Source organism: uncultured Polaribacter sp. (genome assembly GCF_947503855.1).
GTDB lineage: Bacteria > Bacteroidota > Bacteroidia > Flavobacteriales > Flavobacteriaceae > Polaribacter.
The window spans coordinates 166,406-191,935 of sequence record NZ_CANNFF010000003.1 but is presented as its reverse complement, the minus strand read 5'-3'; the positions used below and the strand labels follow the sequence as shown (position 1 = coordinate 191,935).

Below are 25,530 nucleotides of genomic sequence, written 5' to 3'. Positions count from 1 at the left end.
CAATAATTATGAAATTCGACCCTGCAGATAAAATTCAAGATTTACAATATTTTAGCGAGTTTGGTGGTGTAAACCCGTCCATTTCAGATTCATCAACCTACACATTTACATCAGCAAAAACCATGTTCGATACTTTTGAAGGAAATGCAGACGGTTGTTACTTATATTCACGCCATTTATCACCTAGTAATTTATATTTAGGCGAAGCTTTAGCAGCTATGGAAGGTACAGAAACAGCCAATGTTTCAGCTTCAGGTATGGGAGCCATTACCCCCGTTTTAATGCAATTGTGTGGCGCAGGAGATCATATCGTTTCTAGTAGAACTATTTATGGAGGTACTTACGCATTTTTAAAAAACTTTATTTCAAGATTTGGGGTAGAAACTACCTTTGTAGACATTACAAAATTAGAAGTTGTAGAAGCAGCAATTACAAAAAACACCAAAGTTTTGTATTGCGAATCTGTAAGTAATCCCTTACTAGAAGTTGCAGATATTGTAGGGTTATCAAAATTAGCTAAAAAACACAATTTAAAATTGGTAGTAGACAATACGTTTTCCCCATTATCAATTTCCCCAGCCAAATTAGGGGCAGATATAGTTTGCCACAGTTTAACAAAATTCATCAATGGTTCTTCAGATACTGTTGGTGGTGTGGTTTGTGCATCCCAAAAAATTATAGATAATTTACGAAATGTAAATAACGGCGCAAGTATGTTGTTGGGTTCTACTATGGATAGTTTAAGAGCTTCATCCGTTTTAAAAAATCTACGAACCTTGCATATTAGAATGAAACAACACAGCTTTAATGCAGCATATTTAGCAGATAAATTCCAAAAAGACGGTTTAAAAACGGTATATCCAGGTTTACAATCACACCCATCTCATCAACTATTTAAAAGTATGATGAATGCAACATATGGCTTTGGAGGCATGTTAACTATAGATGTAGGTTCTCTAGAAAAAGCCAACGAATTAATGGAGCTAATGCAACAAAAAAATTTAGGTTGTTTAGCAGTAAGTTTAGGCTTTTACAAAACCCTATTTTCTGCTCCAGGAAGCTCTACATCATCAGAAATACCCGAAGAAGAGCAAGCGGAAATGGGTTTAAGCAATGGTTTAATTCGTTTTTCTATTGGTTTAGATGCCAACATAGAAAGAACTTACCAAATCATGAATTCTTGCATGCATCAAGTTGGGCTTTTATAAATTTTTTAGGGCGTTTCCTTTCAGGTCAGGCTTTCACACTCGCTTTTTTTGTAAAAAACAAAAAAGAGCTCAAACAATTGCTCAATCCTTAACGCATATTGAAACCCCGAAAAAACAGTAATTTAAAAATACAATTACATTTTTAGAGTTTACAGGTTTTTGAGCTGAATTTATTTCAGTATCTAAACCTTTGAGTTTTTTTAAAATAAAAATAAAAATTTTTAAATTCCCCAAAAACGTTTTGTAAATTTTGCAAAATCTTCTTTACTGGGTGTATTTCCATCAAAAGGTAAAATATCCCATTCACCATTTTCAAGATATACGGTAAAATTAAAAATCGAGGTGTTTACATCATCAGGATTTACCATAGGATATCTTAAATCAGTATATTTAAAAGTACTAATTTTTTCTTTTTTATGAATTGTAAAATAATCATTACTAAACCATGCTAAGGTTTGTAAATTTTTATCATTCATATCAATAACCTCATGATTTTTAGTAATGGTAATCATTTTATCTGCGGTGGTACTTTTATCAAAATGAGAGTAAAAGGTAAGGTGATATTCTGTGGCTGTTTCTGCAACTGCATACCATAAAATATTGTTTAAAATAGTGGGTTGTGCAGAAAAACGCTGAAAAGAAATACCTGCTTTTTTAAAAGATTTTTTAAAAACACGATTTATATAAAACTTATTAAACAGTGTAAAAACCATGTAAATACTACTTATGTAAATACCAACTTTGGTCCATTGTAATCTTTTTAAGTTCGTTCTTTTCAAAAAAAGTACAACAATCATACAAAATAGAAAAGGCAAGGTATATAATGGGTCAACAACAGAAATATTATTAAAAGCGACTCTGTAATTAGAGAAAGGGGCAAAAAGTTGCGTTCCATAAGGAGTAAAACAATCTAAAAGCGGATGTGTAAAAATGGCCCAAAAGAACAACAGAATCCAATCTTTTAATTGGGTTGTACCAGTTCTTTTTTTTGTATTGTAGAGTTTGTATGTAATCCATCCAAAAGCAAAACAACCCAAAACAGCAAACAGAATAGAGTGCATAAAACCTCTATGAAAAGCCATGGCTTGTATTTCGTTATTGTACAAAAAACTTCCAATAAAAACATCTAAATCAGGAATGGTACCACCAATGGCTCCAAATAATAATGCCTTGTTGCCAATCTTTTTGCCTAAAACAAGTTCTCCACAAGCAGCACCTAAAACAATTTGCGTTAATGAATCCATAAGCGTAAAAATAGTGTAACCAAATCAATTTGCATAACTTCTTGTAAAATCGTAACATTACAGAACAAAAATTTAAAGAATGTCAGAAAAAAAGAATCTTTCAGAAATAGATATTGAAGGTCAAAAAATGATAGATAATAAAGAGTTAAACCTTTTAGAGTCTTTAATTCCTGTGGTAATTTTAATGTGTTTATTGGCATATAATATCTTTTTTGTAGAAGATCAAGAATGGTTTGGTGCCTATACCAATCAATACATATTATTAATGGGAGCTTTGGTTGCAGCAGCTGTTGGTTTTTTTAATAAAATTTCTGTTGGCAATATGATTGCAGAGGTTTGGGAAAACTGGAAAAGTGTTTTTGTACCGATAATGATTTTGTTTTTAGTAGGTGCATTAGCAGGTTCTTGGTTGGTTAGTGGCATTATACCAGCAATGGTGTATTATGGCTTACAGGTTTTAAGTCCTGAAATATTTTTACCAGCAACTGTAATAATAGCAGCTATTATTTCTATTGCAACTGGAAGTTCTTGGACTACTTCTGCAACAGTGGGTATTGCTTTAGTAGGTATTGGTAGTGCTTTGGGTATATCTCCAGGAATGATTGCTGGAGCCGTAATTTCTGGAGCGTATTTTGGTGATAAAATGTCTCCACTTTCAGATACTACAAACTTAGCGCCTGCCATGGCAGGTACAGATTTGTTTACACACATAAAATACATGGCAATTACAACAGTACCAACAATTTTGTTTACTTTAATTGTTTTTGCATTTTTAAGTAGTACAATAGATACTAAAGGTAGTGCAGATATTAGTAATTTATTAGTAACTATAGATACCACTTTTTATATTTCTCCTTGGTTGTTTATAGTTCCAGGAGTTGTAATTGCAATGATTTTATTAAAAACCAAACCTTTAATAGCTTTAGGAGTAGGAGTTATTTTAGCAGCAGTTTTCGCTTTTATTTTTCAAAGTGATGTTTTAGCAAACTTATCTGAAACGAAATTTACCTCAATTATAAATGCAATTTTAACAGACACAAGCATAGAAACTGATAATGATAAATTATCGGAACTTTTTTCATCAGGTGGAATGAAAGGTATGTTATGGACCATCTTTTTAATTATTTGCGCTATGGTTTTTGGTGGTGTAATGGATGCCATTGGAGCTTTGGCAAAAATTACTAAAAGTTTATTAGCTGTTGCAAGCTCTGTTTTTGGTTTGTTTGCAAGTACAGTAGTAAGTTGTTTAGGTTTAAATGCAATAGCGTCAGACCAATATTTGGCAATAGTTATACCCGGTAAAATGTTTAAAAAAGCTTATGAAGATAAAGGTTTAGCACCAGAAAATTTAAGTAGAACTTTAGAAGATTCTGGTACGGTAACTTCGGTTTTAATTCCGTGGAATACCTGTGGTGCTTATCAATCTGGAGTTTTAGGTGTTTCTGTAGCAGATTATTTTGTATATGCTATTTTTAATTATTTAAGTCCGTTTACAACGCTGTTGTTTGCTGCTTTAAACATTAAGATTAAGCAGTTAGTTAAAAAGTAATTTTTTCATTTTAACTAATTATTTTTTGTTTTAAAGATATTTAAAACTCCAGAAATTAGCAATAAAACCCAGGGAGTTCCATGCAATACAACATCAAACCAATCTTGGGCTTGCATTGCATCTTTACCAGAAAAAGCATTTCCACCTAAAATCCATTGAATTTTACCCCAAATATGTGGTGGATTAAAAGGGGCTAAACCTAAAGTTAAACTTGCTATTAAAAAAAGTTTCCAGTTATTTATAAGTTGATTTTTCATGTTAAAACTTTTTGATATAATTTTTTTATTGTTTAAAAGTTACTAAAAGTAACAGTATATAGTTTGATGATTTTTATATAAACCAATTCCAAACCAAACCAAAACGAATGGTAAAATCTCTATAAGGGTAATTGGGTGCAGTAAAATAGTTCTTTTTTGTAAAACCAGCGGTAGCATTGTCTATTTTAAAGTAAATACGAGTTCTTCGCACTTGTGCATTAAAAAATACATCAAAAGTTGGAAAACCTATTTCTTCATCATTTTGTATTCTAAATTCGCCTAAAAGCGGATTGTAAGCATTGGCATTATATGCTGTAAAATACTTAAAAGTAAACCCCATATTTACCAACATCGGTTTGCCTTTAAACCAATAATCTGTATAGTAAAAAGTATTTCTAGTTACAAATTCTGGTACCCTAAAAACAGAACTACCACTGCTAACATTTTGGTACATAAATGTATTGTCTAAAGCAAATTTACCCAATCTAAATTCTCTGTTTGCTTTTACTTTTAAGTATACTATTTGGTCTGTAAATTGTTCTGGTTGGCTAGCTTCATTAAAATAGGTGTAGTTATCTATATTGGTAAAATTTAACGAAGTATTTAACCATTTAGACTGTAAGCTAAAACCTAAATCTCTAGTGTTTACATTGCTAAATGTTTCATTTTGCCAGTTGTAATTATCATATTCACTTTGGTGTAAAAGTGTATTAAAATTGGGCGATTTAGAACTCAATAATAAAGTACCTTTTAAAGAAAAAATACTATCTTTTTTATAAACAGCTTCTCCTTTAATATAATTACCAGATAGTCTTCCAGTTCCTGGGGTAATACTTGCATCTGCATTTAGCTGAAAGTTTTTAATTTTAGCTTTCCAATCTGCGCCAAAAGAAATGGCATTTCCCTCTATTTTTAATTTGTTGATATTGCTATTACTATTTAAAATAGTATCATAACCATATGTATAACTAGTTAAGTTTGTTTTTGCTTTAAATTTTCCTAAAACATATTTAGAGTTAAATTCTAAATTTAATTCGTTGTTGGTAATGGTACTTTGTGCTTGTTTGTTATTGGGGTCAGAAGAACTTGCATCACCAAAAAAAGTAGGCGTTAAAGAAGTTTGTATAAACTCGAAAGATTTATTTTCTTTGGTTAATATATGCCCAATTTTTAAATTGCTAAAATCTTTATTAGTAATGGTATCTTTACTTGCAACAAGTTTATAGCTGTGTTCTAAAAAAAATCTATTTGAGTCAAACTGACTTTCAGTATCTGTTAAGTTTACATCTAAACGTGCTCTTGTTGTAAAATCTGGAGCATCATCTATAAAATTCTGTAAAGCACCTGGTGTTAATCCACCATTTTCTTGATGAAAAAAATCTTGTGTAGTTAAATGCGCCCTTATTTGATATTGATTTTCTTTAGTTCTGTAATGAAAAGTACCTCTAAAATTACCATTACTAACCAACGCTCTTCTATAAGCACCCAAAGAGCGCAAGCCTTTATAAGAAAGAGATACATTTAATCTTTTAGAAAAATTTATGGTAAACAAAGCATCTAAAACTTGCCCTTGTTGTAAACCAGTTCTGTACAATATTTCTGTGGTTGTTGTAGGTACTTCATAATATTTTATGTCTTCTACATCTAAATAACTAACTTGTTTTGCAGAAAAACCAATATCTGGCAATCTATGAATAGAATTAAAACTATAGCCTAAATTATTTAATGTTTGCCCTTGGTTATGAAACTCTAAAAACTCAAATAAATCTTTACGTAAATAATTAAACTTATACTCTTTTTTGATAGAAAGTGTAGTGTCTATATAAGTGGTGTCTCTTTGATGAGAAAAGATTTTGTAATCTGTATATTTTGTTTTGCCAGAAAGCGTAACATTTACTTTTCCTTTATTATTGCTATTAGTATTTGTATTACCTCTTTGAATACCCCCTAAACTGCGCTGAGAAAAAGTCGTACTTATCATTAAAAGACAAAGACACAAAAAAGTAAAAAGTTGTTTATTCATACTAATAATATACAAGGACAAATGTAAAATAATAAAACGAAAATAATAGCCAATAATTATTTTGAAAACTGTTAATTCTTCTTTTCTTTGTAAAATGCTAAAATTAAATTACAGTGGTTACACTTTAGAGGCAGGTACAGACGAAGCTGGTAGAGGTTGTTTATCTGGACCAGTTGTGGCAGCAGCTGTAATTTTACCTGCAGATTTTTCACATCCTTTTTTAAACGATTCTAAGCAATTGTCAGAAAAACGAAGAGAAGAATTGCGCCCTTTTATAGAGAAAAATGCTCTTGCCTACGGAGTTTCTTTTGTTTGGCAGCAAGAAGTTGATCAAATTAACGTTTTGCAAGCTTCTATTACAGGAATGCATCGTTCTATAGAAATGCTTAAAATTGAGCCAGAATTTATAATCGTAGATGGCAATAAGTTTAAAAACTACAAGAAAATTCCGCATAAAACTATTGTAAAAGGTGATGCAAAATACTTAAGCATTGCAGCAGCATCTGTGTTAGCAAAAACTTATAGAGATGAATATATGTCAAAAATACATCTAGAGTTTCCCATGTATAATTGGCAAAAAAACAAAGGGTATCCTACCAAACAACACAGAAACGCCATCAGGCAGTTTGGTGCCACAGATTATCATAGAAAATCTTTTAAGTTATTGCCAGAACAACTAAAATTAAAGTTGTAATTTTTTAGAAGCTATTTTCTGCTTTTACTACTTGCTTTTTTATGCTTAATTTAATTTATCATCTTTTTTATAAAGGAGTAATTTTATTATTTAGAACAAATACTAAATAGAGTTCAGCGTAAAAAAAAAAGAGCTCAGACATATAATTTATCTTTAACTCAACAAAAAGTTCAATTAGGGCTAAACTTGTTTATAAACTTTTAGAAATAACCTTAAACTATTTAAAAATTCAATTATTTTTACGCTCCAAAATTCTTACTGATGATAAAAAAAACCAGAGCAGAAATTACCAAATGTATACTTCATAAAGTGGCAAACAAATTTAATAGTGGGCACAATGTTTTTTCAGAAGATTTAATTCGTTTCGACCAAGAAAGTTACGATTTAATGAAGAGTTTTCTGTTAAAACCCTTTGGTAGTTTAACGCAAAGTTATCGCTTTACACATCATGCAGATGTGCGCTTAAATGAGATTAATAATTACGCATCAGAAGTGTTTAAAGAAGAAAGCACGTTTGTAGAATATTCTAAAAACATTGTAAATCATTTGTACGAACAATCTAATTCTGCGCAAATAAAAACGGGTGATGTTTTGGTCGTTTTCATAGAAGGTATAGAGTATAAAGATGTATTAACCGAAGCAGTAGGGATTTTTAAAATAGAAAATAAAGTAGATTTTTTTCAAACCTATTTAGACGATAACGAAAGTTGGGATGTGGTGGTTCAAAAAGGAATTTCAACTAGAAAAATAGACAAAGGTTGTTTGGTTTTAAATACATCAGACACAGAAGGTACTGTTGTTTTTTCTGTAGATAACAATAATTACGATGCCCAATATTGGATAAAAAATTTCTTAGGTGTAAAATTAGCAGACGATTACAATTCACATACACAAAGCTATTTAGAAATGTGTAAAGAGTTTTCTGAAGAAGTGCTAAAACCAGAATTAGGCATGCAAGAACAAGGTAATTTTTTAGCAAATACAGTAGATTATTTTAAAGAACACGAAGCTGTTGACTATCATGATTTTAAAGAGGAAGTTTTTGAGCAAGATAAACACAAAGAGTTGTTTGATGATTATAAAAAACACTTCGAAACCTTAAATGATGTGTTAATTAGAAACAATTTTGATGTTTCTGGAGTAGTTTTAAAGAAAGAAAAAAGCAAGTTAAAAACAGAAATTAAATTAGATACCAACATCAATATAAAATTAGATGTAGATGCACCAGAAGCAGCTTCAGAATATTTAGAAAGAGGTTATGATGAAGAGAAAAAAATGAAATATTACAAAGTTTATTTTAATGAGGAGAAGTAGGTTTGTTAGTTGTTAGTTGTTAGTTGTTAGTTGTTACTTGTTAGTTGTTAGTTGTTAGTTGGGGATTTTTTTAATTTTTAACTTCAAACTTCAAACTTCAAACTTCAAACTTCAAACTAATTTAAAAAAGCATCCACCTCAAAAAGGTTTTTAAAGTGCTTTAAAATTTTAAGTTTTACTTCTTCTTGGTCTAGCTTTTTACCCAATTCAGCCTCCATAGAAGCAACTGCTTTCCCACGAATTCCACAAGGAATTATATTGTCAAAATACCCTAAATTGGTGTTTACATTTAAAGCAAAACCATGCATAGTTACCCAACGTGAAGAACGAATGCCCATAGCACAAATTTTACGAGCAAAAGGAGTATCAACATCTAACCAAACACCAGTTTCTCCTTCACTTCTTTCGCCTTTTAAACCATATTCTGCAATGGTTAAAATAATGCTTTCCTCTAACAAACGCAGGTATTTATGTATGTCTGTAAAAAAGTTTTCTAAGTCTAAAATAGGATAACCCACAATTTGCCCTGGGCCATGGTAGGTAATGTCGCCACCTCTATTTATTTTGTAAAATGTAGCCCCTTTTTCGGCCATTTGTTTTTCAGAAAGTAATAGGTTGCTTAAATCGCCACTTTTGCCTAAAGTATATACATGAGGATGCTCTACAAATAAAAAATAATTATCTGTAATTTTAGAAATATTTTTTCTACGGTTTTCAATTTTAACATCTACAATTTCTTGCAAAAGTTTAGATTGATAATCCCAAGTTTCTTTATAATCTTTAACCTTTAAATCTTTAAGTAGTATGTTTCTGTTCATAATCTCAACAACAAAGATAAATATTTCCTTATATTTGAAAGATTGATATCTACTAAATTGTTATTTATGAAAACGAAACAATTTTACTTATTAAACGTTTTTGTTCTAATGCTTTTTACAGCCTCTATAAATGCGCAAGATTTATGGCAAAAAGTTGACGGAGAAAACTACTATACTTCAAAAAAAAAAATACGTAGTTTTAAGAATTTTCCCAATAAATACAAGCTTTTTTCTTTAAATACCAATACGTTACAAGCCATATTAAATAGCAATTTAAAGTCTGCAAATATGCAAATTAAATTACCAAATGAATTAGGTAATTTAGAATCATTTATCATTACAGAATCTTCTAATTTTAGTCAAAAGTTATCTGCTAAATTTCCAAATATAAAATCGTACACAGCTATTGGTGTAGATAATCCAACATCTTATGCAAAAATAAGTATGGGTACAGATGGTTTTCATGCAATTATTTTTACAGCAGAATCTAAAACTATTTACATAGACCCTTATACGGTAAATAACAATGACTTTATTGTTTATAAAACATCAGATTTAAATAAAGAAGACAAAGCTTTTAAGTGTGATGTTGAAGCAACTTCAAAAAATCAATATTCACCTAATTTAAAATCTAATATTGTAAACGATGGAAACCTAAGAACTTTTCGTTTGGCATTGATTTGTAGTGGAGAATATGCTCAATTTCATCTATCAAACCAAAATGTACCAGCAACAGCAACAGAACAAGAAAAAAAAGCCGCTGTTTTATCTGCAATGAATACCTCTATAACAAGAGTTAATGGGGTTTTTGAAAAAGAACTGGCTGTAAAAATGGAAATTGTTGACGATAATGATAAAATTATATTTTTAGAGGCATCAACAGACAATATTACTGATGGAGATCCTAATGAAATGATTGATGAAAGTCAATCAATTGCAGATACTCAAATAGGAAATGCAAATTATGATATTGGACATATTTTTAGTATTGGTGGTGATGGTTTAGCAGGTTTAGGTGTTGTATGTGTCACTAATCAAAAAGCAAAAGGAGTAACAGGTAGAGGCGCCCCTATTGGAGACCCTTATGATATAGATTTTGTTGCGCATGAAATTGGGCATCAATTTGGTGCAACACATACACAAAATAACGATTGTAACAGAACAAATGAAACAGCTGTAGAGCCTGGTAGTGCCTCTACAATAATGGGGTATGCAGGTATATGTTTGCCAAATGTACAAGGGCAAAGTGATGATTATTTTCACGCAGTAAGCATTGCTCAAATGCAGAATATTTTACAATCTTCTGGTAACTGTGCAACATTAACTCCAAACGGAAATAGTACACCAGTAGCAAATGCGGGTTTAGATTACAGTATCCCAAAATCTACACCATTTGTTTTAAAAGGAGAAGCAACAGACACAGATGGTCTAAATACATTAACTTACAATTGGGAGCAGATAGATAATGAAACTGCTACAATGCCACCATCATCATCTAACTCTGTTGGCCCTATGTTTAGGTCATTTCTTCCAGTTACTAACCCAGAAAGATATTTCCCAAAATTAGAAACTGTAATTAATGGTAATATATCTTCTACTTGGGAAGTAATACCTGCTGTAGCCAGAGAACTTAATTTTTCTTTTTTGGTTAGAGATAATAATGCAACGGGTGGTGCTTTTAATAGAGATGATGTAACAGTTACAGTTACAGATGCAGAAGCTTTTGTAGTCACATCACAAAACTCTGCTGCTACCTGGAATGCAGGAAGCTCTCAAACCGTTACTTGGAATAAAGGAACTACAGACATTGCACCTATAAATTGTTCGAACGTAACTATAAAAATGTCTACAGATGGTGGAGTAACTTTTCCAATCATTTTAAAAGAAAATACACCTAATGATGGTTCAGAAGTTATTTTAGTACCCAATAATGTAACTACTGAGGCTAGAATTATGGTGATGGCTTCAGACAATATTTTTTACAATGTAAATAGTACTAACTTAGAAATACTTTCAACAATACCAACTTTTATAATTACAAATGAAAGTACAAACGTTTCTGCTTGTAATGCTGGAAACCAAAGTGTAGATTTTAATTTAAACCTAGATTTTATTAACGGTTTTACAGAAAATGTTACACTTTCTGCAACTGGACAGCCTGCTGGTTCTCTGGTTAGTTTTAGTCCAACTACATTATCAGATGATGCTACAGTTGTTATGAATGTGTCTAATTTAGATGGTGCTATAGCACAAGAGTACACCATAAATGTGTTGGGTACATCAACTTCAGTCAGTCAGAATTTAGACGTTTTTTTAAAAGTTACAGCATCTAACTTAACACCAGTTACGCTATCATCACCTACAAATGGCGCAACAGGTGTGGCTTTAACACAAAATTTAATTTGGCAAGCAGATGCAAATGCAATTTCTTATGATGTAGAAGTTGCAAGTGATATCAACTTTAATAATATTGTAGCAAGTGGAAATGTAAGCACAAGTGAGTACACCTTGAATAATGTAAGTGGAGATACCAATTACTTTTGGCGAGTAAAATCTAAAAACAATTGTAATGAAAGTGCTTTTTCACCTACATTTAGTTTTACAACAGAAGTACCAAGTTATTGTGTTTCTTTATTTACAGATGAAGCAAATGGATCAGAGCATATAACCAATGTGACTTTTGCAGGTATAAATAATAATTCTGGGAATGATACATCAGATGGATATCAAGATTTTACAAGTATAAATGCAAATGTGTTAAAAGATACAAACTACACTATTAGTGTAACTTTTGATACGGCTGGTTATCAAGACCATTGTTATGTATTTATTGATTGGAATCAGGATTTTATTTTTGACAAAGCTACAGAAAGGTATGATTTAGGAACAAAATTAGAAGACGTTGCAACAGCTACACTTTCTATTAATGTACCTGCAGATGCAAAATTGGGTCAAACAAGAATGCGAGTAATTATAGAATATGATGATCCAACAGATGGTTTTGGAGATGGACCCTGTGATGCAGATCACTTAACAGAATGGGGGGAAACTGAAGATTACTCAATAATTGTAGATAATACAGCTTCAATACTAGATACTTCTTTTGCTAATTTTAATATATATCCAAATCCGAATAACGGAACTTTTAATTTAAATTTAGAAGTAGATATTAATAACAAGGTTCTTATTCAATTGTTTGATGTAAGGGGTAGATTGGTTTCAGCAAAAAAGTATGCTACTACAAAAACAAGCTTTTCTGAAAAAATTACTTTTGAAAATACATCTTCCGGATTGTATTTATTGAAAGTAATCAATGGTAAAAAACAAACTATACAAAAGCTGCTTATAAAATAGAAAGTCTACAAAATAGAAAAGCCTCATTAAATTAAAAATGAGGCTTTTTTTATGAATACTTTTTTATTTCTATCCTAAGAAAGGGTATTTATAATCTTTTGGAGTTACAAATGTTTCTTTAATTAATCTTACAGAGGTCCAGCGTAATAAGTTTTGTGCAGAACCTGCTTTGTCATTTGTACCAGAAGCTCTAGCACCACCAAAAGGTTGTTGTCCAACAACTGCTCCAGTTGGTTTATCATTTATATAAAAGTTACCTGCAGCATTTTCTAAAGCTTTAGAAGCTTTTTCTACAATATACCTATCCGTAGAAAAAATTGCACCCGTTAATGCATACTCTGTTGATGTATCTACCAATTCTAAAGAATGTTCCCATTCATTATCTTCATATAAATAAATAGTAATTACAGGGCCAAATAACTCAGTTGTCATGGTTGCATATGTTGGCGATTTTGCCAAAATAACAGTGGGTTCTATAAAATAACCTACAGATTTATCGTGGTTACCACCTAAAATAATCTCTGCATCACTGTCTTCTTTTGCGGCGTCTATATATTTAGATATTTTATTAAAAGAACCTTCGTGTATAACAGCGTTTACAAAGTTAGAAGGGTCTTCTGGAGAACCCATTTTTAATTCGTTTACTTGTTTTGTTAAATGCTCTTTAACTTCTTTCCACATAGAAGTTGGTATGTAAGCGCGAGAAGCTGCAGAACATTTTTGACCTTGATATTCAAAAGCACCTCTAGTAATTGCTGTAGCTACTTGTAAAGGGTTTGCAGAATTGTGTGCCCAAATAAAATCTTTACCACCAGTTTCTCCAACAATTCTTGGGTATGTTTTGTAAGTATGGATGTTGTTACCAATTTGTTTCCATAAGTTTTTAAATACAGTGGTAGAGCCTGTAAAGTGCAATCCAGAAAAATCTGGAGAAGCCAAAACTGTATCAGAAATCATAACAGGATCTCCGTAAACCACATTAATAACTCCATCTGGCAGGCCAGCTTCTTTAAATAAATCTACAATTACTTGTGCAGAATAAGCTTGATGATCAGATGGTTTCCAAACCACAACGTTACCCATTAAAGCAGCAGCTGCTGGTAAGTTTGCAGCAATTGATGTAAAGTTAAAAGGAGAGATTGCATACACAAAACCTTCTAAAGGTCTGTACTCAACTCTGTTCCAAATTCCTGGTGCAGATTCTGGTTGATCTTTAAAAATATCTGTCATGTATTGTACATTAAATTTAAAGAAATCAATCATTTCGCAAGCGGCATCAATTTCTGCCTGATGTACATTTTTAGATTGTGCAATCATAGTTGCTGCATTCATTTTTGCTCTGTAAGGTCCTGCTAATAATTCTGCAGCTTTTAAAAAGATAGAAGCACGTTCCATCCAACTAACACTAGACCAAGCTTGTCTTGCTGCTAGTGCCGAACTAATAGCTTCATCTACATGTTTTTTTTCTGCTGTATGATATTGTCCAACAATATGTTTATGGTCATGAGGTGGTGTAATATTTCTAGTATTTCCTGTTCTTACTTCTTCACCATTTATATGCATTGGGATATCAATATTATCCTTGTACATGCTTCTATAGGTATCTAGTAACTCTTTCCTCTCAGGAGAGTTAGGTGCATAACTTTTTACGGGTTCGTTTACCGCAATTGGTACATTAAAAAATCCTCTTGCCATAATATTATAAGTTTTTAAATTTATTCGTTTAATTTGTAAAATGTAAAGTTACAATTTTTGTTTCAATAATTTTAATAGATGTTTATCATGTTTTATTGCATTAAAACCAAAAATATCTCTAAAAATTAAAATTAATCATAATTTATCATTTGTGCAATTACCTATCTACCTTTAGCTAAAAATTTTTTATACTAACCTCCGATAGAGATGAAATGTATTAAGAAAAATCTTATCACCAAGTAGTTGTATGGAAGAAGCTTAAAATTATCCTATCCAAAAGATAAATTGGCTGGTGTTGCATAGATTGGTATTAGCGAAAAACATGGTTGATTTGTTTGTTAAATGGTCGTTTTAAAATTTATAACCGAAAAGCAAATTACCATATGAGTAGAGGTGTAATTTTAAAAAATATTTTATCTACTATAATGTAGTAGCTTTTATTCATAATTTTAATGATATTGAGCTATTTGCCATAATTTTGGTTGATTGGCATAAATATATAGCAACCTTTGAATTGCTCTGGGATGGAGATAAAAAGCACTTAAAAAAACTAACTCAAGCACTATAAAATAGGATCTTCATCAAATTTGTACACCAAAAAAATCAAGCGTTTAAGAAAAGATAGTTTTGTACGTTGGCTCTCTAAAAACAAAGATTTTAAAACAACATTAGAGATATAATAGATAGTAAACTAAAGCCGATAATTGCTAATAAGGAATAGCTGAAATTTAGTAGACAGAATTTTATAATTGTTTTTAAATAACCTTGTTGGTAAAATTTTTTCATTGCAATAATTAGGTACATTAGAAACAGTGCTAAGAAAATCCATGTTTCTGGAGTTATGTCTAATATTTCTAAGATAAAATAAATTGAAAACAACATAAAAAATACAGTTTGTATATGGAATACAAAAATCAAATGATCTACATAAGTGTATTTTCTTCGGATATAAAAAAGTTTTAAAAATAAGGTAAAAAAGGGTAATAAAATAAATAGTGCAACAGAACTGTATGAAACTATTTGGCTTAAAAACTCTTCTCTACTATCTTTAGTTGCCAAAGAATTTACAGCTTTTGCTCTGGTATACAAAAATCGATTTGTAAAGTTTTTTTTGAAACCTAAAGAGTCTAAAGCTACATTTATTGCTTTTTTGGGATTTTCCTTTTGGTATTTTAAAAAACTATTTAGTCTATTGTTTTCCTCATTAATAGTAATGTTAAAGTTATTGTTTTCTTTTTTAGTAGTGTCTTTATCTTTCTTAATTTCCTTTTCTACTTCTTCTAAAACTTTTTCTTTTGTTTTTTTAGAAAGAGGAATAAAAGATTTTTCTAGCACTTTAGCTACATTGTTTTTTACAGAGTCGATCTCTTTTTCGTTAAACTCTTTTTTTGCTTTTTCTTTGTTTATTTCGTTCACAATTTTGTCTGCACTATCTTCTGCTAAAACTTCATATTTATCTTTTGTCATAGAAATACCTAAAATTAAAAAGAAAATAATTGAAACCGTTAAGTAAAAACGAAATGGGTTAGAGTACCTGCTTCTTTTACCATCAATATAGTTTTTAGAAACTATACCGGGTTTCATTAGTAAAGGTATAATAGTGTTCCAAAATTTGGCATCAAAATTAAATAGGCCATTAAAAACTTCGTTTATAAAACTTTTAAATGTAATGCTGTTTCCTTTGTTTGCCTGCCCACATTCTGGGCAAAATTTTTCTTGTCCAAAAAATGGATGACCACAATTTAAACACGATGGATCTTTAATTTTAGCAACCTTATTTTTAGATTTTGTTAGTTTAATAAGTCAGGTGTTGTTAGTTGAAACGTTGGTATATAAACTTTAAATTGTTGATAATCATCTAAATTAATCATGGTGTAAAAACCTCTCATAGCGCCTGTATTAGATGCTAAAAAGCATCCAGAATTATAAGTGTATTTGTCATTTGGTTTTAAGGTAGGGGTTTGCCCAACAACACCTTCTCCACTTACAATTTCTGTGAGATTTAAAGAATCGTAAATTTTCCAAAAACGATCTGTAAGTTTAACGGTGTGTTGGCTATTATTTTCTATGGTAATTTTATAACTAAAAATATGATATCGTTTTTTGCTTTTAAAACTGGTACCTTTATAATTAGTTTCAACAGAAATTTTAATGCCTTTTGTAATTTGCTGAATCATACAGAGTAAATGTACCTTTTTTGATTTGTTTTTGCAAATAAAATAGGGGCTATCTATTTTGATTAAAAAAACCACTGCCTACACCTATAACTCTGTCATACAAACTACCAAAAGGTTTGTAGTAGGTAATTACAGTGTATTGGTTTTCTGTTTCAAAGAAAGAACCGTTAATTTGATGTGTGTTCACCAAACCATCTGCACCAATTGTTGCATAAGTATAGTTGTAAAATCCCTGTTTTAAAAGAATAGAAGCATTGTATGTATTTGTATTCGGGTTAAAATACATTCTGTTTGTATCAGAAATTGAAAAATCATTAAAAGCACCATACACATACACTTCTTTTTCTGTAAACATTTCGTCTACTTGTAAAGTAAAATGCATTAAGGCATAATCTGCTTCTGTATCATTATCATTACCTTCTAAAGTTCGTATCACAAATTGCCCATTGATATCTGGGTTGTAGGTATATTCTAAAAACTCATTATACACATGTGGATATAAATAATGATTAAAAACATCATCTTTTGTAATTTTTACAATGTTTAAACTTTTGTTTCTAATAATTTTACTATCAAAATTTAAATATTCATTATCACCCCAAAAATTTGTTTTGTTGGTGTAAGTATATAATAGCTGATTTGGTTTAAAAAAAGTAGGCTGTAGATTGGAAATGGTTTCGTTCCAGTTATTATTTTTTATGATAGCCACGTTTATTTCTAAACCAGGATTGTTAATTTGAATGTTTGGGTGATTTACAGAAAACTGAATGGTTTGCTGCGTGTTTACTGTTTTGGTATTTCTGCTTCTACCTACAGAAACTCCAATGGTTGTTAAATCTTCATAAAGTACAAAACGTCTTGTAAAAACTACTTCATTAGAAGCATCTATAACAGATAATAAATAATTACCACTTTTAGTAATAACCGTATTTACATTGGGTATTTTAACCTCATAATGACTGTAACTTTGAAACGTATTAAAAGAATTGGTTACATTATTAATGTAATTTTGGTCAAAACCATTTATGTATTGGCTAGAAAGCAATCTGCTTTTTTGCCAATCATGTGTCATGTGCTCTATTTTGTATTGATACTCTTTACTATCAGCACCCAAATCATCAAAAGATAAGACTAAAGCAGTACCTAAAGGAACGATTGCAGAAAAATTATTTTCCTGTAAAGATCGTAGTTGAATAGTTTTAATATTTTGAGCTTGTAAAAAACTAACAAAAATTAAAAAAAAATAAAGTATTCTCTTTTTATACATATCGCAAAAGTATCAATCATTTACCATAAAAATCAATTTTTAAGCCAAAAATTAATTACGATAAGCTTTTCTTTAAATCATTTATTTAGAATTATTATAAATAAGATTATTTTAGCAATATTATCATCCAATTATATGACTCTTCATTTCCAAAATCTTTAAATTTGCATGATTTTTTTAGATAACTAAATATTCCAATTTACTATGTCAAAAGACATTCGTATTAAAAAAGGCTTAGATATTAAGCTTGTTGGCATTGCAGAAAAAACAACTAAGATTAGTAATCAAAGTAGTGTTTATGCAGTTAAGCCAGAAGATTTTCACGGAATAATACCCAAATTAACAGCCAAAGAAGGTACAGAAGTAAAAGCAGGAGAAGCACTTTTTCATTTAAAAAGTGATGATCGTATTTTATTTCCAAGTCCTGTTTCTGGTAAAGTTACAGAGGTTATTCGTGGAGCAAGAAGAAAAGTGTTAGCAGTAAAAATAGCTGCAGATGCAACACAATCTTATAAAGATTTTGGTACTAAAAACGCAAGCGAAATGTCTGCGGATGAAGTAAAAAATTATTTATTTGAAGCTGGTTGCTGGCCATTTATAAAGCAACGTCCTTACGACATTGTTGCCAATCCAAATCAGGCACCAAAAGCTATATTTGTATCTGCCTATGCAAGTGCACCGTTAGCAGCAGATTTAGACTATACTTTGGCTGGTAAAGAAGCAGAATTGCAAGCAGCAATTTCAGCAATATCAAAATTAACAGAAGGTAAAGTACATGTTTCTGTTGGTGCTAATTCAAACTCGCCATTGGCAAGTTTAAATGGTGTAGAATTGCATAAAGTTTCTGGACCACATCCATCAGGTAATGTGGGTACACAAATAGCTAAAATAGACCCTATAAATAAAGGGGAAGTGGTTTGGATTGTTACACCACAAGATTTAGTGGTTATAGGTGAATTGTTTTTAACAGGTAAGTTAAATTTAGCAAGAATAGTTGCTTTAACAGGTTCTCAATTTAAAAATCCACAATATGTAACTGCAATTGCTGGGGCAAGTATTGCAGATATTACAAAAAATAACCTAAATAACGATAACACTAGAATTATTAGTGGAAACGTTTTAACAGGAAAAGAAGTTAAAGAAGACGAATTTTTAGGGTATTATGACAATCAAATAACAGCAATTCCAGAAGGAGATGATTACGAATTTTTCGGATGGAATAAACCTGTTTTTGATAAAGTATCTACCTCTAGAGCATTAACTTTTTCTTGGTTAACGCCTAATAAAAAGTATGATTTAAATACGAACACAAATGGAGAACATAGAGCATTTGTGGTTACAGGTTCTTATGAACAGGTATTTCCTTTAGACATATATCCAATGCAATTATTAAAAGCATTTATGTATAAAGATTTAGACGAAATGGAAGCTTTAGGTGGTTACGAAGTAGCCCCAGAAGACTTTGCATTAACAGAATTTATTTGTGTATCTAAACAACCTCACCAAAAAATAATTCGTGAAGGTTTAGATTTAATGAGAGAAGAATTAGGATAAGATTATGGGCTTAAAACAAAACTTACACAATTTAAAAGAAAAGTATAAAGGTACAAAAATGGCACCTGCGTTTAACGCAATCCATACTTTTTTATACTTACCAAATGAAGTTACTCATGGAGGAACTCATATCAAAGCAGCAGACGATTTAAAGCGTACGATGAATACAGTAATTACGGCTTTAATTCCTATATTAATTTTTGGTATGTTTAATGCTGGTTACCAACATTATGCAGCTATAGATCCATCACTTAGAACAAATGTTCTAGCAAACTTTTTTACGTTTGATAACCTTTGGATTGGGATAATTAAAGTATTGCCACTTGTAATTGTTTCTTACGGAGTTGGATTGATTGTAGAATTTATTTTTGCAGTTATAAAAGGGCACGAAGTAGAAGAAGGATACCTTGTAACAGGTATGTTAGTACCCTTAATTGTACCTGTAGATACACCACTTTGGATGCTATCAGTAGCAGTTGTATTTGGTGTAGTAATTGGTAAAGAGGTTTTTGGTGGTACAGGTATGAATATCTTAAACCCAGCATTAACTATTAGAGCATTTTTATTCTTTGCATACCCAACGTGGATGTCTGGAGACAAAGTTTGGGTATATGATGCAGTAGAAAGAGCTGGAACTGCTGATGCAATTTCTGGTGAAACCATTTTAGGTAGCTACGCACAAGGACAAGAAGTAATTTATTCTAATTGGGATAAATTTATGGGCTTTATACCAGGTTCTGTAGGGGAAACATCAACATTGCTAATTCTTTTAGGAGCCGCTTTTTTAATATTTACAAAAATAGGAAGTTGGAGAATTATTGTATCAACTTTTATGGGTGCAGCTGTTATGGGTTTAATATTTAACCAAGTTGTAGCAGCAGATATTATTACAGAATCTAGTAAGTTTTACGGATTAATGAACACACCATTTTGGGAACACTTAATGATTGGTGGTTTGGCATTTGGTGCTGTATATATGGCTACAGATCCTGTAACTGCATCGCAAACTAACAAAGGAAAATGGATTTACGGTTTCCTTATCGGTTTCTTATCAATAATGATTCGTGTCTTTAATCCAGCATATCCAGAAGGAGTATTCTTAGCAATATTATTAATGAATGTTTTTGCACCAACCATAGACCACTATGTAGTACAAGGCAATGTTAAGAGAAGAATGAAACGTTTAAAAGCTAAAACTGCTTAATTATGAGTAACAAAACAGATAGCAATAGTTATACAATAATATTTGCCATTGTAATGGTAATTGTTGTAGGGTCATTATTAGCATTTACAGCTTCTTCATTAAAACCTAATATTAAGGAAAATGAAAGAATGGAAAAGCAACAAAATATTTTGTACGCTATGGGTGTAAATGAAAATGAAGAAGGAAGTATTACATTTATATCAACAGAAAAAGTTGCAGAAGCATTTTCAACAAAAATTTCTGAACAAATTGTTTTAGAAGTCAAAGACGGTAAAATTTTAAAAGAAATGAACCGTGATGAATTTATGGCAGCAAACAACAATAAAGAACCTTATTTAATTGATATTAAAAAGCAGCAAACCAGAGCAAAAAATGGTAAATCTCGTTTTTTACCTTTATTTAAAGGTCAACAAGAAGGTAACACTGTTTATGTTGCGCCAATTAGAGGAAATGGTCTTTGGGATGCAATTTGGGGTTATGTAGCTTTAGATACAGATATGATTATTAAAGGAGTATTTTTTGATCATGCTGGTGAAACACCAGGCCTTGGAGCAAACATTAAACAACGTTATTTTATGGATGATTTTTATGGAGAAAAATTATTAACAGAAGCAGGTGTATTTAAAGGAATTACAGTTGCTAAAGGTAATAATGATCCTAAAAACGAAGATAAAGACGATTATGAAGTAGATGCATTAGCAGGTGCTACAATTACAGGTGATGGTGTTTCTGCAATGATAAAAAAAGATTTAAAGTTGTATTTACCATACTTCAAAAACTTAAAAAAATAAAACACAATGGGACTACTTTCAAAAAAAGACGCAAAGTTAATTACAGATCCATTAGCAGATAATAACCCAATTACGATACAAGTATTAGGTATTTGTTCTGCATTAGCAATAACAGCAGAATTAAAAGCCTCTTTAGTAATGGGGATTGCTGTATTATTTGTTCTTGGTGTTGGTAATGTGGTAATTTCTTTAATGAGAAACATTATACCCTCTAAAATTAGAATTATTGTACAACTTATTGTAGTTGCCTCTTTAGTAATTATAGTAGATCAAGTACTTAAAGCATTTGCTTATGAACTCAGTAAAACATTATCTGTTTTTATTGGTCTAATTATTACAAACTGTATCATAATGGGCCGTTTTGAGGCTTTTGCATTAGGTAATGGTCCTTGGAAATCTTTTTTAGATGGAATCGGAAACGCATTAGGATATGCAGTAATTTTATTAATTGTTGGTTTCTTTAGAGAATTATTAGGTTCTGGTACTTTATTTGGTATTCCAGTTTTAGGAGACCCAATTGAAAAAACAGGTTTGTACGCTACAGGTTATGAAAATAACGGATTCATGTTAATGCCACCAATGGCACTAATTATTGTAGGTCTAATTATCTGGGTACAACGTAGTAGAAACAAAGCATTAATTGAAGATTAAAAATTAGTTATTAGTTACCGGGTTTTTCTTGATACTTGTATCTACTAAAAACCAAAAACTAAACACTAAACACTAAAAAATATGGAACATATAGAATTATTTTTCAAATCTATCTTTATAGATAACATGGTATTTGCAGTATTCCTAGGAATGTGTTCATACCTAGCAGTATCAAAAAAAGTATCTACAGCAGTAGGTTTAGGAGCTGCAGTAATATTTGTTTTGGCTATTACAGTACCTTTAAACTGGCTGTTAGATCAATATTTATTACAACCAGGTGCTTTAGTTTGGTTAGGACCAGAATATGCAGATTATGACTTAGGTTTCTTATCATTTATCATGTTTATTGCAACCATTGCAACCATGGTACAATTGGTAGAAATAATTGTTGAGAAATTCTCCCCATCATTATACAATTCATTAGGGATTTTCTTACCATTAATCGCTGTAAACTGTGCAATTTTAGGAGGAAGTTTATTTATGCAATCTCGTGAAATACCTTCTTTAGGTTTAGCTTTTAACTATGGTATCTCATCAGGAATAGGATGGTTTTTAGCAATTTTAGCAATTGCAGCTATTCGCGAAAAAATTAGATATTCAAGTGTACCACCTGCATTAAGAGGTTTAGGAATTACGTTTATAATAACAGGTTTAATGGGAATTGGTTTTTTAAGTTTTGGAGGCATGTTAACTGGGGGAGATGAAGAAGAAAAACCAGCTACAAAAATAGAAACAACTCTTAAAAAAGTAGACGTAGAAGAAGCACAAAAAGAAGAAATAGCAAAGAATACGAAAACCATACAATAATATGATATTAGCAGCAGGCACAACAGGAACTGTTATAGCAACAGTGGTCGCATTTTTAATAATAGCTTTATTATTAATAACTCTATTATTAGTCGTAAAACAAAAATTATCTCCATCTGGTCCCGTAAAGATTATGATTAATGGAGAAAGAGAAATAGAAGTAGCTTCTGGAGACTCTTTATTATCTACTTTAGGTAGTAACAAAATCTTTTTACCATCTGCTTGTGGTGGTGGAGGTACTTGCATACAATGTGAATGCCATGTTACAGAAGGTGGAGGAGAAGCTTTACCAACAGAAGTACCACACTTTTCTAGAAAAGAGTTAAAGGATGGAGCTCGTTTAGCTTGCCAGGTAAAAGTAAAACAAGACATGAACATTTCTATACCAGAAGAAGTTTTTGGTATTAAGAAATGGGATGCTGTAGTAGTTAGAAATTATAACGTAGCTTCTTTTATTAAAGAATTTGTGGTAGAAATTCCAGAAGATATGGGTTACAAAGCTGGTGGATATATTCAAATAGAAATTCCTCCTTGTGAAGTAAAGTTTTCTGATATGGACATTACTGCTCATCCAGAAGAGCATGACACTGCAGATAAATTTGAAGCAGAATGGGATAAATTTAATTTAAGACCCCTTGTAATGAAAAATACCGAAACTGTTGAAAGAGCCTATTCAATGGCTTCTTACCCAGCAGAAGGTAGAGAGATTATGTTAAATGTACGTATTGCAACTCCTCCTTTTGACAGAGCCAAAGGTGGTTGGATGGATGTAAACCCAGGTGTTGCTTCTTCGTATATTTTCAATTTGAAAAAAGGAGATAAATGTGTAATTTCTGGTCCTTATGGAGAGTTCTTTATTAATGAATCTGAAGCAGAAATGTTGTATGTTGGAGGTGGAGCAGGTATGGCACCAATGCGTTCTCACTTATACCAATTATTTAGAACTCTAAAAACAGGTAGAAAAGTAACATATTGGTACGGTGGTCGTTCTAAAGCAGAGTTATTTTACATAGAACACTTTAGAGCCTTAGAAAAAGATTTCCCTAATTTTAAATTCTACTTGGCATTATCTGAACCTTTAGAGTCAGATAACTGGAAAGTTAAAAAAGATATTAACGATGAAGAAGGTGATGGTTTTGTTGGTTTTATTCATAATTGTGTAATCGAAAATTATTTAAATCATCATGAAGCACCAGAAGACATCGAATTGTATTTCTGTGGACCACCATTAATGAATAAGGCTGTTCAGAAAATGGGAGAAGATTTTGGTATTGCAGATGAGAATATTCGCTTTGATGACTTTGGTGGATAAACCAATAAAAATTTCATAAATTTTTAAATAAACCGATTCAGAAATGAATCGGTTTTTTTATTTTTTAAATCTTTCGATAGATGACACATCTATAGCGTGTTTATCAATGATTTTTATATTTTAGACTTTACCAAGTAGAAAAAACTTTACTTAAAAAAGAGTTCTCTTTTAAAACATTAAATATGTTTCTAAATGATATTTTGCGTGGTTATTTTCATATTCAAACAACTTAGAATAATACATCACATTGGGAACATAATCTAACTTATGTTAATTAATATTTTACTTTTTTAACTCTAATTTTTCTGCAAAGTAATCACAAAAATCTTTCATTGTCGCGCTCATTTTCTGATCATCTGTAGCACGTTCAAAAGTATCTGCCATAGACACTAAGGTTTGATGATAAAATTGCTTCATTTCATCTACAGGCATATCTTTTGTCCATAAATCCATACGTAGAGTATCTTTCTTTTTATGATCCCAAACAGATAACATTATTGCTTTAGAGGCTTCATTATCTATACCTCCGTCTTTTGCAGACCAAGCAATTTCTTCTGGCACTTTATTTTCGTCTAAACCAACTTTAAATTTAATTTCTGAATGATGTTTTACTGACATTATCTTTTAGGCTTATATTTAGATTTTTTATATAAATCTAATTCGTTTGTATTTATTAATTCTTGCAAAGATACATCATTATGCTGCATATAAGAACGAACAATTTGCCATCCTACCCAAACACCAATTCTACCAGGAGATAAATTATCTTGCTCCATATAAAACTTAGAAAAAGGTGCTACGTCTAAAAAACGACTATTTAATTTTGTATCTGTGCTAAAAAGCAAATTCTTTTCTACAAAATAACTCCAAATTTGCTCTTCATTTGCTTTTGCCCAAGCCAATTTATCTTCTGCAAAACCAATTTTTTCTTTGTCTGATACTAAGGGTAAATAAGCGTCTAACAAATACATTTTTTTTCCTTCAAAAATCATTTTATTTACAAAACTTCTATTGTTAGATGGTGGTATTTGTTTTTTTACAATCTCTGTAGCAACATCTATAATTAAATGTTCTTTTGAATTGTTTTCTTTTATATACTTGGGATAATCTTTATAGAAAGGATGATTTTTTCCCAAATAAACATCTAAAGAAACAATTAACAAACTATCTGCATAAATTACCCTACTTGCATAATCTATATTGGTAAGCATTGTTATTACTTTTGGAGCTCTAAACTTTGGTTTATAGTATTTTATATGTTTAAACAGATTCGTTAACTGCAATTTGTACTCCGTAAAATCCTTATATATCTTCTGAGTTTCTGCAAATAACTCTTGTTCATCTTTATTATATATTTTAGCTAAAGAAACACTATCTGTTATTTGAGGTGGAAAAAAGTAAGGATATTTTTCCTTTAAATCAGGAAGCTGACTTTCTGTAGCCATATAAAAATCTTCCTCAAATCTTTCTATGGTAAAATCTATATTCACCTTAGAAACATCAATTTTATGTTTTTTAGTCTCAGTACATGCAGAAAACCCAAATAAAACCATCAAACCAATTAGAAAAAATCTCATAAACTTTGTATATTGTTGTTTTAAAGTTAAAACG

At 30.8% G+C, this 25,530-nt stretch carries 21 protein-coding genes; 11 read left to right on the top strand and 10 right to left on the bottom strand.

Features of this window, described 5'->3' with window-relative positions; all coding sequences use genetic code 11:
* Positions 1-8 precede the first annotated feature (8 nt).
* Positions 9-1,208 (top strand): aminotransferase class I/II-fold pyridoxal phosphate-dependent enzyme, encoded by a 1,200-nt coding sequence (locus Q0662_RS03865; RefSeq protein ID WP_298947314.1) that lies wholly within the window; start codon positions 9-11, stop codon positions 1,206-1,208.
* 221 nt (positions 1,209-1,429) lie between these two features.
* On the opposite strand, the gene Q0662_RS03860 is transcribed toward Q0662_RS03865, so the two are convergent.
* Complete coding sequence (locus tag Q0662_RS03860) at positions 1,430-2,452, bottom strand: metal-dependent hydrolase (protein WP_298947313.1); 1,023 nt, start codon at positions 2,450-2,452, stop codon at positions 1,430-1,432.
* 79 nt (positions 2,453-2,531) lie between these two features.
* Between Q0662_RS03860 and nhaC the strand changes: the two genes are divergently transcribed.
* A complete protein-coding gene (gene nhaC / locus Q0662_RS03855) occupies positions 2,532-4,001 on the top strand; it encodes a Na+/H+ antiporter NhaC (protein WP_298947311.1) in 1,470 nt (489 codons plus the stop codon).
* Positions 4,002-4,015: 14 nt separating this feature from the next.
* On the opposite strand, the gene Q0662_RS03850 is transcribed toward nhaC, so the two are convergent.
* The gene (locus tag Q0662_RS03850) at positions 4,016-4,258 is read right to left on the bottom strand and encodes a hypothetical protein (protein ID WP_298947309.1); all 243 of its coding nucleotides are present in this window, start codon (positions 4,256-4,258) and stop codon (positions 4,016-4,018) included.
* A gap of 73 nt (positions 4,259-4,331) precedes the next feature.
* On the bottom strand, positions 4,332-6,239 hold the full coding sequence (locus tag Q0662_RS03845) for a putative porin (protein ID WP_298947307.1): 1,908 nt from the start codon (positions 6,237-6,239) through the stop codon (positions 4,332-4,334).
* Positions 6,240-6,375: 136 nt separating this feature from the next.
* Here Q0662_RS03845 and Q0662_RS03840 point away from each other — a divergent pair, with 136 nt between their 5' ends.
* A complete protein-coding gene (locus Q0662_RS03840; RefSeq protein WP_298947305.1) occupies positions 6,376-6,975 on the top strand; it encodes a ribonuclease HII in 600 nt (199 codons plus the stop codon).
* 261 nt (positions 6,976-7,236) lie between these two features.
* The gene (locus Q0662_RS03835) at positions 7,237-8,289 is read left to right on the top strand and encodes a nucleoid-associated protein (protein WP_298947303.1); all 1,053 of its coding nucleotides are present in this window, start codon (positions 7,237-7,239) and stop codon (positions 8,287-8,289) included.
* Between the two features lie 116 nt (positions 8,290-8,405).
* Here Q0662_RS03835 and lipB read toward each other — a convergent pair whose 3' ends face one another.
* Positions 8,406-9,107 carry a lipoyl(octanoyl) transferase LipB gene (lipB, locus tag Q0662_RS03830; RefSeq protein ID WP_298947301.1) on the bottom strand — a complete coding sequence of 234 codons (702 nt, stop codon included), beginning with the start codon at positions 9,105-9,107 and terminating at the stop codon, positions 8,406-8,408.
* Between the two features lie 66 nt (positions 9,108-9,173).
* Between lipB and Q0662_RS03825 the strand changes: the two genes are divergently transcribed.
* Complete coding sequence (locus Q0662_RS03825; protein WP_298947299.1) at positions 9,174-12,461, top strand: reprolysin-like metallopeptidase; 3,288 nt, start codon at positions 9,174-9,176, stop codon at positions 12,459-12,461.
* Between the two features lie 69 nt (positions 12,462-12,530).
* Here Q0662_RS03825 and pruA read toward each other — a convergent pair whose 3' ends face one another.
* The 4 genes from pruA to Q0662_RS03805 all read right to left on the bottom strand — a co-directional run bounded on the left by pruA (position 12,531) and on the right by Q0662_RS03805 (position 17,600).
* Positions 12,531-14,156 (bottom strand): L-glutamate gamma-semialdehyde dehydrogenase, encoded by a 1,626-nt coding sequence (gene pruA, locus Q0662_RS03820; RefSeq protein WP_298947297.1) that lies wholly within the window; start codon positions 14,154-14,156, stop codon positions 12,531-12,533.
* Positions 14,157-14,813: 657 nt separating this feature from the next.
* Positions 14,814-15,809: a DUF3667 domain-containing protein gene (locus Q0662_RS03815; protein WP_298947460.1), complete on the bottom strand. Its 996-nt coding sequence runs from the start codon at positions 15,807-15,809 to the stop codon at positions 14,814-14,816.
* Positions 15,810-15,946: 137 nt separating this feature from the next.
* On the bottom strand, positions 15,947-16,333 hold the full coding sequence (gene apaG / locus Q0662_RS03810; RefSeq protein ID WP_298947295.1) for a Co2+/Mg2+ efflux protein ApaG: 387 nt from the start codon (positions 16,331-16,333) through the stop codon (positions 15,947-15,949).
* Between the two features lie 49 nt (positions 16,334-16,382).
* The gene (locus tag Q0662_RS03805; protein WP_298947293.1) at positions 16,383-17,600 is read right to left on the bottom strand and encodes a DUF5103 domain-containing protein; all 1,218 of its coding nucleotides are present in this window, start codon (positions 17,598-17,600) and stop codon (positions 16,383-16,385) included.
* A gap of 204 nt (positions 17,601-17,804) precedes the next feature.
* Between Q0662_RS03805 and Q0662_RS03800 the strand changes: the two genes are divergently transcribed.
* The 6 genes from Q0662_RS03800 to nqrF all read left to right on the top strand — a co-directional run bounded on the left by Q0662_RS03800 (position 17,805) and on the right by nqrF (position 23,919).
* Positions 17,805-19,154, top strand: coding sequence for a Na(+)-translocating NADH-quinone reductase subunit A (locus Q0662_RS03800; RefSeq protein ID WP_298947291.1), 1,350 nt, complete (start codon positions 17,805-17,807; stop codon positions 19,152-19,154).
* 4 nt (positions 19,155-19,158) lie between these two features.
* Positions 19,159-20,358, top strand: a complete 1,200-nt coding sequence (locus tag Q0662_RS03795) for an NADH:ubiquinone reductase (Na(+)-transporting) subunit B (protein ID WP_298947289.1) — start codon at positions 19,159-19,161, stop codon at positions 20,356-20,358.
* 2 nt (positions 20,359-20,360) lie between these two features.
* Positions 20,361-21,149, top strand: coding sequence for a Na(+)-translocating NADH-quinone reductase subunit C (locus tag Q0662_RS03790; protein WP_298947287.1), 789 nt, complete (start codon positions 20,361-20,363; stop codon positions 21,147-21,149).
* Between the two features lie 6 nt (positions 21,150-21,155).
* Positions 21,156-21,800: an NADH:ubiquinone reductase (Na(+)-transporting) subunit D gene (locus Q0662_RS03785; protein WP_298947285.1), complete on the top strand. Its 645-nt coding sequence runs from the start codon at positions 21,156-21,158 to the stop codon at positions 21,798-21,800.
* Between the two features lie 81 nt (positions 21,801-21,881).
* A complete protein-coding gene (gene nqrE, locus Q0662_RS03780) occupies positions 21,882-22,607 on the top strand; it encodes an NADH:ubiquinone reductase (Na(+)-transporting) subunit E (RefSeq protein WP_298947283.1) in 726 nt (241 codons plus the stop codon).
* A gap of 1 nt (position 22,608) precedes the next feature.
* Positions 22,609-23,919: an NADH:ubiquinone reductase (Na(+)-transporting) subunit F gene (nqrF, locus tag Q0662_RS03775; RefSeq protein WP_298947281.1), complete on the top strand. Its 1,311-nt coding sequence runs from the start codon at positions 22,609-22,611 to the stop codon at positions 23,917-23,919.
* Positions 23,920-24,201: 282 nt separating this feature from the next.
* On the opposite strand, the gene gldC is transcribed toward nqrF, so the two are convergent.
* A complete protein-coding gene (gene gldC / locus Q0662_RS03770; RefSeq protein WP_298947279.1) occupies positions 24,202-24,537 on the bottom strand; it encodes a gliding motility protein GldC in 336 nt (111 codons plus the stop codon).
* Entirely contained in the window at positions 24,537-25,496 is a 960-nt protein-coding gene (gene gldB / locus Q0662_RS03765; RefSeq protein ID WP_298947277.1) for a gliding motility lipoprotein GldB, read from the bottom strand. Before gldB ends, gldC begins: the two co-directional genes overlap by 1 nt.
* Positions 25,497-25,530: the final 34 nt, after the last annotated feature.

Bases quoted from the DNA above. Each gene is read 5' to 3' on its own strand.
- Q0662_RS03845 (WP_298947307.1), bottom strand. From the start codon at position 6,239: ATGATAAGTACGACTTTTTCTCAGCGCAGTTTAGGGGGTATTCAAAGA.
- Q0662_RS03795 (WP_298947289.1), top strand. From the start codon at position 19,159: ATGGGCTTAAAACAAAACTTACACAATTTAAAAGAAAAGTATAAAGGT.
- nhaC (WP_298947311.1), top strand. From the start codon at position 2,532: ATGTCAGAAAAAAAGAATCTTTCAGAAATAGATATTGAAGGTCAAAAA.
- Q0662_RS03785 (WP_298947285.1), top strand. From the start codon at position 21,156: ATGGGACTACTTTCAAAAAAAGACGCAAAGTTAATTACAGATCCATTA.
- Q0662_RS03850 (WP_298947309.1), bottom strand. From the start codon at position 4,258: ATGAAAAATCAACTTATAAATAACTGGAAACTTTTTTTAATAGCAAGT.
- Q0662_RS03865 (WP_298947314.1), top strand. From the start codon at position 9: ATGAAATTCGACCCTGCAGATAAAATTCAAGATTTACAATATTTTAGC.
- gldC (WP_298947279.1), bottom strand. From the start codon at position 24,537: ATGTCAGTAAAACATCATTCAGAAATTAAATTTAAAGTTGGTTTAGAC.
- Q0662_RS03860 (WP_298947313.1), bottom strand. From the start codon at position 2,452: ATGGATTCATTAACGCAAATTGTTTTAGGTGCTGCTTGTGGAGAACTT.
- Q0662_RS03825 (WP_298947299.1), top strand. From the start codon at position 9,174: ATGAAAACGAAACAATTTTACTTATTAAACGTTTTTGTTCTAATGCTT.
- lipB (WP_298947301.1), bottom strand. From the start codon at position 9,107: ATGAACAGAAACATACTACTTAAAGATTTAAAGGTTAAAGATTATAAA.
- Q0662_RS03840 (WP_298947305.1), top strand. From the start codon at position 6,376: ATGCTAAAATTAAATTACAGTGGTTACACTTTAGAGGCAGGTACAGAC.
- pruA (WP_298947297.1), bottom strand. From the start codon at position 14,156: ATGGCAAGAGGATTTTTTAATGTACCAATTGCGGTAAACGAACCCGTA.
- nqrE (WP_298947283.1), top strand. From the start codon at position 21,882: ATGGAACATATAGAATTATTTTTCAAATCTATCTTTATAGATAACATG.
- gldB (WP_298947277.1), bottom strand. From the start codon at position 25,496: ATGAGATTTTTTCTAATTGGTTTGATGGTTTTATTTGGGTTTTCTGCA.
- Q0662_RS03790 (WP_298947287.1), top strand. From the start codon at position 20,361: ATGAGTAACAAAACAGATAGCAATAGTTATACAATAATATTTGCCATT.
- apaG (WP_298947295.1), bottom strand. From the start codon at position 16,333: ATGATTCAGCAAATTACAAAAGGCATTAAAATTTCTGTTGAAACTAAT.
- nqrF (WP_298947281.1), top strand. From the start codon at position 22,609: ATGATATTAGCAGCAGGCACAACAGGAACTGTTATAGCAACAGTGGTC.
- Q0662_RS03835 (WP_298947303.1), top strand. From the start codon at position 7,237: ATGATAAAAAAAACCAGAGCAGAAATTACCAAATGTATACTTCATAAA.
- Q0662_RS03800 (WP_298947291.1), top strand. From the start codon at position 17,805: ATGTCAAAAGACATTCGTATTAAAAAAGGCTTAGATATTAAGCTTGTT.
- Q0662_RS03805 (WP_298947293.1), bottom strand. From the start codon at position 17,600: ATGTATAAAAAGAGAATACTTTATTTTTTTTTAATTTTTGTTAGTTTT.